Genomic DNA, 15,258 nt, shown 5'->3' with positions numbered 1-15,258 from the left:
AACCGGGGGGCCGACGGGGTATTGCTCTCGGGGTGACACCCCGGTGAATGCCACTATGGTAGTGGCAATTACTACAACCGCCGCCGTCATACCATGATGAAGAGCATGATGGAATATATCGGCATCGAAGCGGAGAGATATCAGACCGCGTGGATTTCAGGGGCTGAAGGGCCCAAGTTCCAGGAAACCATGGAGAACTTCGTCGCAGGCGTCAAAAGAGTGGGCCCCAATAGAAAGCTGAGGGATGCGCGATGAGAGCAATAAGGGATAAAATCAAAACTATTGCCGCCGGACTCTTCGATTCCGGCCAGATCGATGTATTCATCGGCTGGGAAGGGGATCACCCCGATTATGCCATCCGCCCTTATATAGCGCGGAGTAAAGCCGATCTCGAGCGCATGGCATTCAATGAATACGCCATCCACAACAGCAGCAATTATCTGCTCAAACTGAGGGACGGTCAGGAAAAGATCGGCATCGTGGTCAAAGGCTGCGACTCCCGGGGGATCGTTCGCCTCTTAGAGGACCATCAAATAAAAAGAGAGCGCCTCTATATCATCGGGGTGTCTTGCCCGGGGATGAAAGATCCTCTCCCGGCCATGAAAGCCCAATCCGGATTGCTGGGCATTCAGGCTCCAGAAGGTTTGGCGGTCAAATGCTTAAACTGCCTGGTTCCCAACCCGGTCATCTATGATGAACTCATCGGGGCAGAGCAGCAACCGCATATGAGCGGGGAGCGCTTTGGGAAAGTTCAGGAAATTGAGAATATGCCCAGCGAAGAGCGTTATCAGTTCTTCGAAAAAGAATTCTCCAGGTGCATAAGATGCTATGCCTGCCGTCAGGCCTGCATAGCCTGCGACTGCCGCACCTGCATATATGATGAGATGCGTCCCCAGTGGGTGGGCCGGGAGACCAGCACATCCGACAATATGATGTATCATCTGGTCAAAGCCCTGCATATGGCGGGCCGCTGCATCGAATGCGGGGAATGCGAACGGGTCTGCCCGGCGGACATTCCCTTAATGCTGATCAACCACAAACTGGCCAAGGATGCCAACCACTTCTTCGGCCCCTATGAAGCCGGGATCAGTTATGTGGAAGGTCAAAAACCAGCTTTGAGCGTATACCGGGAAGACGATCCCGACGACTTCATATAAGGGGGGAGAAGCGTGAAAATACTGGCCAAAGACAAGGTAGAGGCCTTACTGGACAAAATCGCACAACAGGCGGCAGTTTTCGTACCCCTGGCAGTTGAACAGGGCAGCGGCTTCTACCCCTGGAACGATGAGAATAAAGATAAGCCCCTGCTCTTAGACGCTTTAAATGTGTATACCTCGCCCAAATACGTCCTGTTCCCCCAGACCGAGCGGATGTATGACCTCAAACAGCAGGGGCAGGAGCTAGAGATTGACAAAACCTATGAAGACCACAGCGAACGGGTCATCTTCGGGGTCAGGGCCTGTGACGCCAGGGCCATGCGCAGTTTAGACGACGTATTCCTTACCCGGGGGTTTACGGACAGCTTTTACAAAGCCCGGCGGGATCACGTCACCGTGATCGGCAATGCCTGCTACAACCCGGGGGCCAATTGCTTCTGTGAGGCTATGGGTGTTAGCATGACCGACCCGGAAAGCGATGTCATCATAAGAGATGCCGGAGATGAAGGCTATATCTGGGAACCTCAAACTGACCAGGGTGAAAAGCTGACCCAGGCAGTGGCCGAATTCCTCACCGATAAAGAGCTTACTGCCCCTCAGGCAGGGCCATTTCAGACTGAGGTTGATTATGAGGGGGTAGCGGAAAAGCTCCAAGGCATGTTCGAACACCCGCTGTGGGAACGCATGAGCGAGCCCTGTGTCAACTGCGGGGCCTGCACCTATATTTGCCCCAGCTGCCACTGTTTTGACATACAGGTCAAAATGTGGGGGGATAGTGGTTATCGTTTCCGCTGCTGGGACTCCTGCATGTATGCCGAATATTCCGCTGAAGCCGGGGGAGGCAATCCGCGTCCTACTGGAGTGGAACGCTTCCGCAACCGCTTCTTGCACAAGCTGGAGTTCTTCAACGAACGCTATGGCTACTCCTTATGCACCGGATGCGGGCGCTGCACCATCGTGTGCCCGGCCGGGGTCAGGATTACCGACATCATCAAACAGATCAAGGAGGTGGACAGCAGTGTCGAACTGTAATTGCGAACAACCGCTGGTGCCTCATATCGTTGAAGTGATAGATATCGTAGAGGAAACCCCGGATGTTAAAAGCTTTTATGTCAAAAGCCCCGCAGGGGGGCTGCCTTATCAGGTCATGCCCGGGCAGTGTTCCATGCTGTCCCTGCCGGCAGGGGAAGGCATGTTCTCCTGCACCTGGCAGGAAGGCCGGGAATACCAGCAGTACGCCATCAAAAGAGTGGGACTCTTGACCGAGGAACTGCACCAGATCGAAATAGGCCAAAAGCTGGGTTTAAGAGGTCCCTACGGCAACGGCTTCCCCATTGATGAAAGCCGTGGCAAAGACATGCTGTTCATCGCCGGAGGCATCGGCCTGGCGCCGTTGCGCTCCTTCATCAAGCATTGCTTTGCAAACCGTGCTGATTACGGCAAGATCACCATCATCTACGGGTCCAGGAGCTACAACGACCTGTGCTTCAAAAAGGAATTGTTCGAGGAATGGCCTAAGCAGCCCGATACCGAGGTCAATGTGACCATAGATAATCCTGAAGAGGCCTGGCAGGGCCATGTGGGATTCGTGCCGGCTTATGTGGAAGAATTGGCCCCGGACCCGGCAGGCACGGTTTCGGTCACCTGCGGTCCTCCGATCATGATCAAGTTCGCTCTGCAGTCATTGCAGAAGCTGGGTTTTAAGGACGAACAGATCGTCACCACCCTGGAAATGCGCATGAAATGCGGCATCGGCAAGTGCGGCCGCTGCAACATCGGCAGCCAGTATATCTGCCTGGACGGACCGGTCTTCGACCTGACCCAGCTCAAACAACTGCCCCAGGAATGGTAGGAAAGTCCTAACAAACAGGCACGGGGACGGTTCTTTTGCCTGCCCGGGAGTGGTGATTAAACCCGACCAACAGCGCTGATGGTGGACAGCATTGAATAATCAACGCGATGGAGGTGAAATAATAGTGGCTCATTTAATAACAGATAACTGTGTAGCTTGCGGAGCGTGTGTCGATGAATGCCCCTTGGAAGCGATTAAAGAGGGCGAAGATATATATATCATCGATACTGAACTGTGCAGCGATTGTGGAACCTGCGCTGACAGTTGCCCTGCTGATGCCATTGTTGCAACAGAATAGTGGCACGATTTAAAGAGGAGTAAATCTATGGCGCTTTTACAACAACCGATCGAGACCGGGTACCTAACCCTGAAAAACCGGCTGATCATGCCGCCCATGGCTACCACCAAAGCCGGTCCTGACGGGCAGGTCAGCCAGGAACTGTTGGATTATTATGAAGAGAAGTCCCGAGGGGGGTATATCTCTCTGATTATAATCGAGCACAGTTATGTCAGTCCGGAGGGTAAAGCCCACCCCCATCAGATCTCCATCGCTGAGGATGGTTTGATCAACGGGTTCAAAGAGCTGTCGGCTATCATACATGGAAACGGCAGCAAGACGGTAATGCAGCTCAGTCATGCCGGCAGTCGGGCCAGCAGCGAGGTTACCGGGACGGAAGGACTGGCTCCCTCTGCGGTACCTAACCCGCGCGGTACAGAAATAGCTCGTGAAATGCACCAAACCGAAATCGCAGCGGTGGTCGGGAAATTCCGCGACGCCGCCGTCCGGGTGAAGAAGGCCGGTTTCGACGGGGTGGAGATCCACAGCGCCCACGGCTACCTGCTCAATCAGTTCCTATCTCCATTAACCAATCAGCGTATGGATGAGTATGGCGGCAACATTCATAACCGCATCCGTATCCACCTGGAGATAATCAATGCCGTCCGGGACGCCTGCGGCCAAGACTTTCTCCTGCTTATTCGGCTTGGGGCTGCGGACTTCATGGAGGGGGGCACCACCATTGAAGACAGCCGGCCGGCGGCCCGAGAGTTCGAAAAAGCTGGAGTCAACATTATAGACACCTCTGGAGGCTTATGCAGTTATAGCGTACCAGGCCTGAGTGGGCAGGGCTTTTTCGCCCCTCTGTCCAGGGCGCTCAAGGAAGTCGTTAAGATCCCAGTGATCTTGACTGGAGGGATCACTGAGGCCTCAGCAGCAGAGAGACTGCTGGCGGAGGGGCAGGCCGATCTTATCGGTGTGGGTCGGGCCATACTCAAGGATTCAACTTGGGCTAAAAGAGCTATACAGTAACTGTCTCAACCATATCCTATGGAAATATTAACTCCAGATATAAGTCATTTACACAAATTCAAATCAATTAGGTTGGGTGTGTTTCAAAATTAACCTAATTTTATTTAAAAAACATAACTGGCATAATAATTGCTCTGTAACAAATATTAGGTAAATAACTTTCGTGGTCAGGGTAAACCAGCGAAATACTCGTTTGGGGAGGTGAAAGCAAAACAAGGTTGCTACGGTATTGAAATCATATCCCTGCTATTACCCTTAATCATCTGTATTCGCTGGTTATATATTAGCGGGGTATTGCAATAAAGCTGTTGAACCGATAAGGAGGGTCTGTATGTTTAAGAAAATACTTGTTCCGGTAGATGGTTCCGATAGTTCGGTTATGGCTGCCAAAGTTGCCCAAAATATAGCAAGTAAGAATGACGGCAGTGTCACTTTGCTTTATGTGGTGCGTCCGTACCTCTTTCAATATGGAGTTGAGGATGGCGCCACACCTGAACCGGCTTTACCCGCAAAATCAGTCGAAACTGGACAGGCCATACTCAATCGCATCAGAGAAGAAGCTGTATTAACAAATGCCTCTCTTGAAGTAAAGATCGGGGCTCCGGCTCCAGTAATCTGTTCTGAGGCCGATGATGGCCAATTTGATCTGATTGTTATGGGAAGTAGAGGGATTACGGGTATCGCAGAGGCTTTTGTGGGCAGTGTCAGTCAGTATGTAAGTCATAAAGCTCATTGCCCGGTTTTGCTTACTCGACTGCCCAAAGGTGTTGCGGAAAACCATACGATCATTAAATCAATGTCTACAGATTATAATATTTATCTTTAAGCCAAAATAATTACCAAAATTCCAGACTTATACGGAGAATACAGTAGTATGACTTGAATCATTTACATGATCTTTTTATATCTAAACGCTAAAATCCAAATATACTGACGGGTTTAGGGTTGAATCAATTTGAGAACTTGCCATTCCCAGGCCAAAGGAGTTATGACATTACAGTCATAGTCCTTCGACCTGGGAAACACTATTTAAGGGCTAAACTGGCTAATCGTTTAACGCTCGAATTTTTAATCAAAACCGATTACAATTTTCAGTTACAAAACTCTTCAAACAATTGTGGGTGTAATGAATTAAGGCACAAAATCATGTTCAAATAGTATAGCCATATAGTATGTATTCCTACAAAATGTCCCGTCTCTGAATCACTCCTGTAATGCCTAAATATTTTATGTGTTTACAAACCAACCCGCAAATTCGATGCAAAGAAAACCCCCAGTGTAACAATAAGGAACAATCAGTATGTCCGAATGGGACAGTATATGGGACATTCGAACCTATATAAAATCACTCATGAACTAAAAGTCAGCTGTATGATTTTATTTGGCCGTGGCGGAAATCATTTAACGATGCTCGATTTAACGACTATTCCTGAGTAAGCTCTCTTACTTGCGTTTATATGAAAAAAAATATTAATCATCACGCTTTTGGTCGGTATGCTATTTGCTTTATATGTTAGTTGTCCTTAGTAACTAATCGCGAATAGGAGGTGTTAGTTTAACAGCTACATTCCCGACCAATAGCGGCGGCCAGCGAATTCCTGGCCGGAATTCCACGAAAGGGGGCTTTAAGAGATTAAAACTGACAGGCTTCACAAATAATTAAAGGAGGAGGCTTCCCATTGAGTTCAAAAATACTGGACAAACCCGCTGGTAACAAAAGATATTTTGTAGTATTCATGGTATCCATGATGATAGCCATCAACTATTTAGATCGCACCAATTTCAGCGTAGCCGTTCCGTCTATAATGAAGGAATTTGGCATTACTGCTGCGCAGATTGGTATTATGGGATCAGCTTTTTATTGGGCTTATACTTTGATCATGTTGCCAGTGGGAGGATTTATCAATAAATTCGGCCCCAAATCGGCAATATCTCTTTCAGCGGCAGGTTGGGGTATCGTCACCATCCTGACAGGTGCATGTTCGACTTTTACTAGCTTCTTCATAGTTCGCATTTTACTGGGATTTACCGAAGCGCCAGGCTTTCCCGCCAGTGCTCGGGTAGTATCAGTATGGACTCCGATAAAAGAACGTACTTTCTGTTCAGCTTGCTTCGACTGCTGTGCTAGATTGGGCTCAGCGTTTACTCCCCCTTTAGTAGCCTGGTTGATTGTAAACTATGGCTGGAGAATGTCTTTCGTAATCAGCGGTGCAATTGCTGTTGTATATGCAATTGTATGGCATTTTACCTATCATGAACCAGATGCTCATCCGAGTATCACCAAGGAAGAGCTTGACTATATTCGCCAGGATGAGGTAATAAATGCGTCAGGGCAGGTTGAGGTCAAACCTATTCCAATGTTGCAACTGTTCTTATATCCAACCGTTCTTAAAATAGCTTTAGCATACGGCCTGTATTTGTACACCTGGACAGTTTTTAATACTTGGATGCCCTCATATTTCGTTCAAGCCCGGGGACTTGACATTAAGGCCATGGGGATTGCAGCTATGATTCCCTATGCGACTGCCGTTGTATGCGAACTACTGGGAGGGTATGTCTGGGATCTCTGGCAGCGCCACGGGGCGTCTGTAACTCAAGTAAGAAGAGTTGGAATGGGAATGGCAATGCTGGGAGCAGCGGTGTTTATCTTTCTGACTATGCAAGCCCAAACTGCCACTGCAGCCGTTATCTATCTGAGCGGTTTCATGGGGATTTTCGCTTTTGGAGCAGCCAATGTCTGGGCTATTCCCGGTGATATAGCCCCTTATGGACAGGCCGGAGGTGTAGGCGGAGTTTATAATTTCGTCGGCAACGCATTCGCTTCATTAGCCCCTATAATCACCGGATTCTTTGTTGGCTCTCAGTACGGATATAATGGCGCTTTTGCCGTGTGTGTGGTGGCAGGCATACTAGGAGCTATCTTGTTTGGAGTAAGCAAGTATACACGTTTGGAGCCTAAACCAGCGCGGTAAAAAAATCAAAGTAACATTTAGGAGGGTAATATGGATTTAAATATCAGACTGGATGGCAAAGTAGCTATCGTAACCGGTGCAGCGATGGGAATCGGGCAGGCGATGGCACAGGGCTTGGCTTCAGTAGGAGCTACGGTTATTATCGCTGATATCGCTGATGAACAAGCGAAAAAAACCGCTGAGGATATTGTTGCCGGAGGCGGCCAGGCAGAGGCTTATCATTTGGATACTACCAGCAGTGTGGAATATAACAGCCTGGTGGAATATCTGACGGGCAAATACGGTAAGATTGACATCTTGGTAAACAACGCCGGTATCAATAGACGTAATTTAACCGTTAATATGCCTGAAGAAGACTTCAGGAAAATAATTGAGATAAATTTAACCGGAGTATGGATCGGATCAAAGGCTGTAGCGCCGGTTATGATGGCTCAAAAAAGCGGCAAAATAGTCAATACTTGTTCGATTATGGGTTATGCGAGCCTACCGGAACTTTCAGCGTATTCCGCTTCCAAGGGAGGCGTTCTGCAGCTGACCCGTAATTTGGCCTTGGAACTGGCCGACTATAACATTCAGGTGAATGCGGTTGCGCCGGCTTACATCCTCACCGAATTAACTGCCAAGCTGAAGGCCAACCCGGCTATGTACGAGGACCTGATAAGAAGAACTCCAATGAAGAGATTTGGCACCCTTGAGGAGATCGCGGGTCCAGTGGTCTTCCTGTGTTCCGATCTGGCCAACTATATGACCGGGCATACGATGCCGGTTGACGGTGGTTGGCTGTGTTCGTAAAGAAATAACTTGTTGTTATTGTATGGGAGGAGGTATTCATCATGGTTAAATGGTGGATCATTGGTGGCCTGGTGTTGTTGTCAATAATTTGGAGCTGGTATCGCGGTGACAAAATTCTGAAAGCCAGGCAAAGACTGTTGGAGGATACTACCAGAATTAAAAGCATTTGTGATCAAGACGTTTATGAAGTATCTTATCACGGTGGAATTCCTAACATACCAAAAGCCCAGAAATTATACCTCGCTTTAGCTGATGAATACTTTCTCTTCTTCAATAACAAGGGAGACGAGCAAAGAGTATATTATTCGAATTGTTTTAAAGTCGATAAGATAATAACCAGGCATGATCCTGATCTGAAGGGAAGAAGTATCGTCTTATGGGGGCCCCTTATCGGGCTTTTCCTCAAAGTAAACTTTCGTTACTATATCGTGATCGAATACAAAGATTCCACCAATAAAGACAACAACATACTAATAGAATGCAAAGATGATATGCATCAAGAGCTTCTGGCCAAGATGAAAAAGCATTATAAAGAGGCAAAGCGATCTCTAACAGCCTCTGTTCAGCTTGCATAGCAGAATTAAACGATCCCAAACCGGGACAGTTGTGAATGCGATTCCAAATCAGCAATCAATATATCAATGTGTCAAGAAACATATCAGGTTGGGAGGTAATGTATTGCATTTTGAAGGAAAAACCGTATTAATTACCGGTGCAGGTTCTGGTCTAGGCAAGGAATGTGCCCAGGCATTTTTAGATAGAGGAGCTAAAGTTGCTGCTGTTGATATTAATCAACAAGCACTCTCAGATTTTTTAGCTGCTAATGAGGGGAAAAGTGACAGGATCTTAACTTCAGTAACCGACATCGTTGACCGTGAAGCAATAGATAGAGCCGTTGCAGATGTTATTCAGTGGTCGGGACAAATCGATTGCTTGATTTGTTCAGCTGGTCTTTATATTCAGGCCATGGTTGATGAGATGACAGATGAGCTATGGGATCGCCATATGAAAGTCAACCTTTATGGATCATTCTACTGTACCCGGGCGGTTGCTAAAGAGATGAAGAAAAGAAACTATGGCAAAATAATACACTTTTCCTCCATTGCTGGAGAACGCGGGTCTATTGCAAATTCTCATTATACCGCTACCAAAAGGGGATTGGAGGGTTTTAGTCGCAGTGTTGCCCTGGAACTGGCGCCATTTAATATCAATGTCAATTGTGTAGCCCCTGGTATTATCATGACGCCCATATTCAGCGGGAAGATTCTGGAGGAGAGGGGCGATGCATGGCTAAAGTCAACTCCTTTAGGACGGTTTGGACAGCCGATTGACATTGCCAATGGCATTATGTTCCTATGTTCGGAATATTCGAGTTTCATTACCGGATTTACTCTGGATATTAACGGCGGCATGTATATGCGTTAATAACTTAAATTCATAATTGGGGTTTTCTGTATCTACCGTAACTATTGCAATTAAGTTTATGAAGAACAAATTTATTTTTACTGTAAGCAATATTGTATTGGGATTATTGAAAATATTGGAGGCATATTAATGATAGTGCTTGTAGCTACTTTTAAAGCCAAAACAGGTTGTGAAATGGAGCTAGAAAATAAACTAAAAACCTTGGTCCAGCATGTGCAAGGAGAAAAGGATACCCTGGTTTATACTCTTCATAGAGGAATGGATGATATTAGCAAATTTCTAGTTTATGAAGTATACAAGGATAAAGAAGCGCGTGAGTTACACCGCAGCCAGCCTTATGTAAAAGAAATCTTAGGTTCTATAACAGACCTTGTCCAGGAGCCTCCAGCCATAAATCTTTTTGAAGATATATGTAGTATAGATGACAAAGTATAAGTTTTTCCTTGTAAACAAGCTCATTGTATGCGCCTAGTTTAGTTATATTTTATCGGAATGTTCCTGATATCCATTCCTTTTGCCAGACTTGTTAACCTGTCTAATCCTTTTTCTGGACCCAATTTATCGACAGAATTATGAAATGCATAGAAGAACGAAGCTACCAAAAACTATGGGACAAATGGTTATTCCAATTGTCCCATAGTTTTTGGCCTAAATTATAATATATGTCTTGGCAAAGCTGCCTGTAGGAAATTTAAGTATAAGGCGGGATTAATTCATATCGATCCCATACTTTTCCAATTTTCGGTATAGACTACTCCGAGATATATTTAAAGCTTTAGCCACATTCATTTTATTATTATTAAATTTCAACATATAAGTCCTTATCATCTCTTCCTCCATATTATCCTTAGTAATCGTATCTGCCCAAATTGATATCGGTTTTTTACCCCCCTCCCCTAAAATCTCTTTTGTTAAGAGATCCGGAGTAATAATGCCATTTCTGGTTAAGTTGATGGCGCGTTCAATATAATTACTCAGTTCTCTGACATTACCAGGCCAATCATAGTACATGAATAAATCCATAACCTCGGCATCAACTCGTTTTATTTTTTTCCCTAAGCGGTTGCTGAAACTCTGGACAAAATGATCGACCAATAGCGGAATATCTCCCCTTCTATGTCTTAATGGAGGTATGGATATTGATATTACACTAAGCCTGTAAAATATGTCTTGACGAAAGCTACGATTTCTAATTTCCTCTGACAAATCGCGGTTTGTAGCACTTATAAGGCGGATATTAACCGGGATGAATTCCCTCCCGCCAACACGCATTATTGTCTTTTCTTCCAAGACTCTCAATAGTGAGGCTTGAAGATCCATGGGCATTTCGCCAATTTCGTCCAAAAACAATGTTCCCTGATCGGCCAATTCGAATGCCCCAGGTTTCCCACCCTTACTAGCTCCGGTAAAGGCGCCTTCATTATAACCAAATAATTCGCTGGATATTAACTCTCTAGGAATAGCGGCACAATTAATGGCAAAAAATGGTTCACTTCTTCTACTGCTATAATTGTGGATGGCTTTGGCAAACAAGTCCTTCCCAACTCCACTCTCACCTAGCAATAAAACATTAGAATTATTTTCAGCCGCCATTTTAGCATGTTCTATGGCTTCTTTAAATGCGCTGTTTTCGCCGATAAGATTGTCAAAAGTTATATTTGATTTAGCCCCAATTATTTTGGTAACAACATGATGGAGCTCATGAAGAGTTATGACATTGCCTGATATGCTCTTGTCCTCATTTATTATGGGAGTACAATTCACAAGGAATTTCTTTTTACCACGCGTTGTATCAATATGCACTGTTTCGCCATAAACATGTTTGGCAGTTGTAATTAAATTGAAGAAATATTGATTATCCTTTGGTAATGCTTCCCAAATACTGCTATTAATGCAATCGCCTTTTAAATCTAACATCTTACAGGCTTGGGGGTTAATTAATGAAATGCGGCCTTCACTGTCTAAAGCCAATAAACCTTCCGCAATGGATTTCATAATTGCGCATTTAAGCATATTGGCATCTTTTACTTCATCGTATAAATTATTTAGGAATAACGACCGCTCAATAGAACGAGCTGCAGACACGACCATTCCAAGCGTGTGAGCATGAGCATTTTTGTAGGGTCCTGTTAAATCAAGCACCCCTATTATTGCGCCATTAGAGTCATGAATAGGTGCTGCTGAACAAGTTGATAAACAGGCGCATTTACAAAAATGCTCATATCCATAAATTTGACTAGCGGCGTCAGTAACCAAGACCATCGCTACTGCATTGGTGCCCATTATGTGCTCTGACCAATTCGATCCTTCTACAAAGTTGCTGTAGTCTGTAAAGTTCATTTCCGCCTGCTCGCCAATTCTCTTAAGAATGAAACCCTCATTATCGCTGATAGTAATGCAGAAGCCAGCATCCTTGGTAATAGAATGAAGGACATTCATATGTGGAATAGTTATAGAAAGAAGTTCTGAATTATGCTCTAATTTCTCTTCCAATTCTTTTTGGGATAAAATGATATCGTTTTTTTCCATATATCGATCAACGCCGTAAGCTTTACTACGCTCCCATGATAACTGTACCTCGGCAGGAATAAATAATTCTTCGGGATTGTGTTGGTTTTCATGGAGGTTCTGCCAGATTTCCATGATTTGTGCGGGACGCAATATTTTTGGATACATTATATTTCCTCCTCGGTAAGACCCTTAGTAACAACACAATTCATGGCTGAGAACACGATTATAAACCGATATGTTTCATTTTGATACACTTAGATATTACGATGAAGGATGCATCTATTCAATAACGTAATATTTGTAATTTAATCATTCCAATGAAATTTTGTCATAAAATAGGTTGTTTTACAAGAATTCCGGGCCGTTATTTCGGTTCAATTACATGGCGATAAAAAATTTGTAATAACCGAAAAAACAAAATGCAGCCAGAACAAACATTATCGTACCAACTACATTAATGATGAAATCATGAGCCTTCAGGCATTTTTTACACAGACCCGGTTTTGAGACCGGCTGGCTGCATTTTGAACAAACATGCTGATCATTCATAAAAAACCTCCTTAATATATTGATACAAAATATCTATGCAAATCTCATGCCTTCGCGAATAGTATTCTACAATATCGAATTGTATGGCTAGTATCAGTGATCAGCACCGGGTCGGTACCTTTGCGTGTCCCAAATCAGGACACACCTTTTCAAGCAAGGTGTTGTTACTACAGCAAGAACCGTTAGGATAAATAATAAAATTTTTAGTGCTTTAGTAGTCTCCAGCGTAGGCTTGAGACAGATGATGGAAAAAATAAATATGTGTATCGAAACAGGACGCCTCTAAGACGTCCTGTTTGTTTCATTATCGGTCTATTTCCTTAGAATTACCTATGTAACTGGCTCTGAGCACGGTGTATGACCCGCTGTGCTGCCGAATTATAGGAATCTGCAAAGTTTTATCCCGGAAAACTGTAATTGGCATATCTTTTGCGATATCTGTTGCAAATGCTGAATGGAGGCGTTTATATGCAGGGAAAAACTGTGCAAGAGATAAAAGTTGGGGATTCTGCACAATTTAGCAAGACCATTTCCGAATCGGATGTTTATTCGTTTGCAGGGGTTACGGGAGATATGAATCCAGTTCATATTAATGTCGAGTATGCTGGTGAAACCGTGTTTGGTAAACGGATTGCCCATGGCATACTGGCGATTGGCTTTATCTCCAACGTGTTGGGAACCCAATTGCCTGGACCCGGAGCTATATATCTAGAGCAGACTTGCAGATTCCTCAAGCCCGTTTTTATAGGGGACACGATCACCGCTACGGTAGAAGTGCTGGAGAAAGATGACGCCAAAAACCGGGTGCGGCTCCGCACCTATTGCACGAACCAAAGGAACGAAATAACTCTCGAAGGAGAGGCGTTGATGATGCCACGCAAGCAAAGCAAACTGGAAACCCAACGCGAATCGCTGTCGCCAGGCCTGGCTGGCTAAACCGCGCATCTGTAGCCATTTATTTATATTGTTCAGGAAGGAGGTGTTAACAATAATGGTATATCAGTACGAAAACCTAATTTGTTCTCTGGAAAACTACGTTATGTTAATTGAAATCAACCGTCCTGCAGTGTTAAATGCACTCAATTCTGCTGTTTTTAATGATCTATACTCAGTATTTCAGCAGATGAGAGAGGATGATGCTGTAAGGGTGGTTATTCTTACCGGTAGCGGAAACAAATCTTTTGCAGCCGGTTCAGATGTAACTGAAATGTCTGCCTGTAATTTGCTAGAAGGGCGAAAATTCGCTCTCGGTGTCTACCGCGCGCAACAGGCCATAGCCTTATTTCCCAAGCCTACCATCGCCGCCATTAACGGTTTCGCTTTTGGCGGAGGGCTTGAGGTAGCAATGTGCTGCGACATACGCCTTGCGTCCGAAAAAGCCAAAATGGCCAATCCTGAGATTAATGTAGGGATTATTCCGGGGGGGGGCGGTACTCAACGGTTAGCCCGGTTAGTAGGAGCTGGAAGGGCCAAGGAGATCATCTTCACCTGTCAGACTATAGATGCGGCAACAGCCTATAGAATCGGTTTAGTCAATCATGTCTTTCCGCCCGAACAACTCATTGACGAAGCAAGGAAAATGGCGAATACGATTGCCAGCAAATCACCTGTATTAGAGGCTTTAGCCAAACAGGCCATCAATATAGGGCAAGATCTCGACCTTGAAAATGCACTCAAAATGGAGGTCGAGTTATTTGCCCAATGTTTTGGAACGGAAGACGGCAAAGAAGGTCTGCTGGCATTCGTCGAAAAGAGGCAACCCAATATCACAGGGAGATAATAATTGATTGAAAGGTGGGACCAATTCATGGAAGTAAACACAATTGCTGTTATAGGAGCAGGAGCCATGGGCAATGGTGTAGCCCAGGTAAGTGCTGTAGCAGGGTACACCGTGGTTTTGAACGATATCTCAGAAGAGGCTCTTAAGAGAGCTATGGCTACCATTGAGAAGAACCTCAATAAGCTGGCCAGCAAAGGCAAAATTGCCGAAGCCGATGTAAGTTCTGCGATTTCCAGGATTACTGTTACTACTGATCTGGCAGAGGCATGCAAAGATGCCGATCTGCTGGTGGAATGTGTATTCGAAAACCTGGAGCTTAAGAAGAAAATGTTCGCAGAATTTGAAAGGCTCTGCAAGCCGGAAGCCATACTGGGAACTAACACCTCGGCTATCCCGGTTACCGAAATTGCCAGCGCTACCACTCGGGGAGACAAGGTCATCGGTATTCACTTCATGAACCCGGTGCCGCTAATGAAAGGCGTGGAAGTCATTAGAGGCCAGCTAACTTCTGAGGAGACCATGCAAGCTACCTTGGACTATATTAAGAAGATTGGTAAGGAATCAGCCATAGCTGTAGATTTTGCCGGGTTTATCGTCAGCAGGCTGCTGGATGTTCTCATGAATGAAGCCGTTAAACTGGTACAAGAAGGCAACTCCCCCGAAGATATCGACAAAGCCATGCGGCTCTGTGCCGGGCATCCTATGGGACCCTGCACGTTGCTGGATTTGGTAGGAGCTGAAATTGCCATGCACGGAATGGAAACTATGGAAAGAGATTTTGGTGACCGCTACAAACCGCATCCATTACTTAAAAAACGCGTTTTGGCTGGTCTCTTAGGTCAGAAGTCCGGAAAGGGCTTTTACGATTACGAAAAATAATGTTAATAATAGCCCGTGAAAGGAGGTTATAG

The 15,258-nt window shown here is 45.3% G+C and carries 15 protein-coding genes and 1 pseudogene; 15 read left to right on the top strand and 1 reads right to left on the bottom strand.

The features are described from left to right. Positions 1–48: 48 nt before the first annotated feature. From B2633_RS03180 to B2633_RS03125, 12 genes and pseudogenes are all read left to right on the top strand, one after another. A pseudogene (locus tag B2633_RS03180) lies at positions 49–255 on the top strand (hydrogenase iron-sulfur subunit); the annotation flags it as partial. Then, positions 252–1,157, top strand: coding sequence for a 4Fe-4S dicluster domain-containing protein (locus B2633_RS03175; protein ID WP_483169094.1), 906 nt, complete (start codon positions 252–254; stop codon positions 1,155–1,157). The pseudogene B2633_RS03180 and the gene B2633_RS03175, both read left to right, overlap by 4 nt. A 12-nt stretch (positions 1,158–1,169) precedes the next feature. Beyond that, entirely contained in the window at positions 1,170–2,189 is a 1,020-nt protein-coding gene (locus B2633_RS03170; protein ID WP_483169093.1) for a 4Fe-4S dicluster domain-containing protein, read from the top strand. Further along, positions 2,176–3,009, top strand: coding sequence for an FAD/NAD(P)-binding protein (locus B2633_RS03165; RefSeq protein WP_483169092.1), 834 nt, complete (start codon positions 2,176–2,178; stop codon positions 3,007–3,009). Before B2633_RS03170 ends, B2633_RS03165 begins: the two co-directional genes overlap by 14 nt. A 91-nt stretch (positions 3,010–3,100) precedes the next feature. Beyond that, positions 3,101–3,307: a DUF362 domain-containing protein gene (locus B2633_RS03160; RefSeq protein WP_483169091.1), complete on the top strand. Its 207-nt coding sequence runs from the start codon at positions 3,101–3,103 to the stop codon at positions 3,305–3,307. Positions 3,308–3,334: 27 nt separating this feature from the next. Further along, entirely contained in the window at positions 3,335–4,318 is a 984-nt protein-coding gene (locus B2633_RS03155) for an NADH:flavin oxidoreductase (protein ID WP_483169090.1), read from the top strand. Positions 4,319–4,649: 331 nt separating this feature from the next. Beyond that, complete coding sequence (locus B2633_RS03150; RefSeq protein WP_481041894.1) at positions 4,650–5,144, top strand: universal stress protein; 495 nt, start codon at positions 4,650–4,652, stop codon at positions 5,142–5,144. Between the two features lie 853 nt (positions 5,145–5,997). Continuing rightward, on the top strand, positions 5,998–7,290 hold the full coding sequence (locus B2633_RS03145; protein WP_481041892.1) for an MFS transporter: 1,293 nt from the start codon (positions 5,998–6,000) through the stop codon (positions 7,288–7,290). A gap of 30 nt (positions 7,291–7,320) precedes the next feature. Further along, positions 7,321–8,082 carry an SDR family NAD(P)-dependent oxidoreductase gene (locus tag B2633_RS03140; protein ID WP_481041890.1) on the top strand — a complete coding sequence of 254 codons (762 nt, stop codon included), beginning with the start codon at positions 7,321–7,323 and terminating at the stop codon, positions 8,080–8,082. Between the two features lie 41 nt (positions 8,083–8,123). Continuing rightward, positions 8,124–8,657 (top strand): hypothetical protein, encoded by a 534-nt coding sequence (locus B2633_RS03135; RefSeq protein WP_483169088.1) that lies wholly within the window; start codon positions 8,124–8,126, stop codon positions 8,655–8,657. Between the two features lie 103 nt (positions 8,658–8,760). Further along, positions 8,761–9,507 carry an SDR family NAD(P)-dependent oxidoreductase gene (locus B2633_RS03130; protein WP_483169086.1) on the top strand — a complete coding sequence of 249 codons (747 nt, stop codon included), beginning with the start codon at positions 8,761–8,763 and terminating at the stop codon, positions 9,505–9,507. Positions 9,508–9,636: 129 nt separating this feature from the next. Then, complete coding sequence (locus B2633_RS03125; RefSeq protein ID WP_481041884.1) at positions 9,637–9,942, top strand: putative quinol monooxygenase; 306 nt, start codon at positions 9,637–9,639, stop codon at positions 9,940–9,942. 273 nt (positions 9,943–10,215) lie between these two features. Here B2633_RS03125 and B2633_RS03120 read toward each other — a convergent pair whose 3' ends face one another. After that, entirely contained in the window at positions 10,216–12,183 is a 1,968-nt protein-coding gene (locus B2633_RS03120; protein ID WP_483169085.1) for a sigma-54-dependent Fis family transcriptional regulator, read from the bottom strand. A gap of 852 nt (positions 12,184–13,035) precedes the next feature. Between B2633_RS03120 and B2633_RS03115 the strand changes: the two genes are divergently transcribed. Genes B2633_RS03115 through B2633_RS03105 form a run of 3 tightly spaced genes read left to right on the top strand, consistent with a single transcriptional unit; the run spans position 13,036 to position 15,226 of the window. Then, complete coding sequence (locus tag B2633_RS03115) at positions 13,036–13,503, top strand: MaoC family dehydratase (RefSeq protein WP_483169084.1); 468 nt, start codon at positions 13,036–13,038, stop codon at positions 13,501–13,503. A 55-nt stretch (positions 13,504–13,558) separates the two neighbouring features. Further along, positions 13,559–14,347: an enoyl-CoA hydratase-related protein gene (locus B2633_RS03110; RefSeq protein WP_483169082.1), complete on the top strand. Its 789-nt coding sequence runs from the start codon at positions 13,559–13,561 to the stop codon at positions 14,345–14,347. 27 nt (positions 14,348–14,374) lie between these two features. Then, entirely contained in the window at positions 14,375–15,226 is an 852-nt protein-coding gene (locus tag B2633_RS03105) for a 3-hydroxyacyl-CoA dehydrogenase family protein (protein ID WP_483169080.1), read from the top strand. The last annotated feature ends 32 nt before the right edge of the window (positions 15,227–15,258 follow it).

Source organism: Syntrophomonas sp. UBA1041 (assembly GCF_002316705.1).
GTDB lineage: Bacteria > Bacillota > Syntrophomonadia > Syntrophomonadales > Syntrophomonadaceae > DTU019.
The sequence above is the reverse complement of the archived record's forward strand: the minus strand, read 5'-3'. Positions and strand labels throughout refer to the sequence as shown.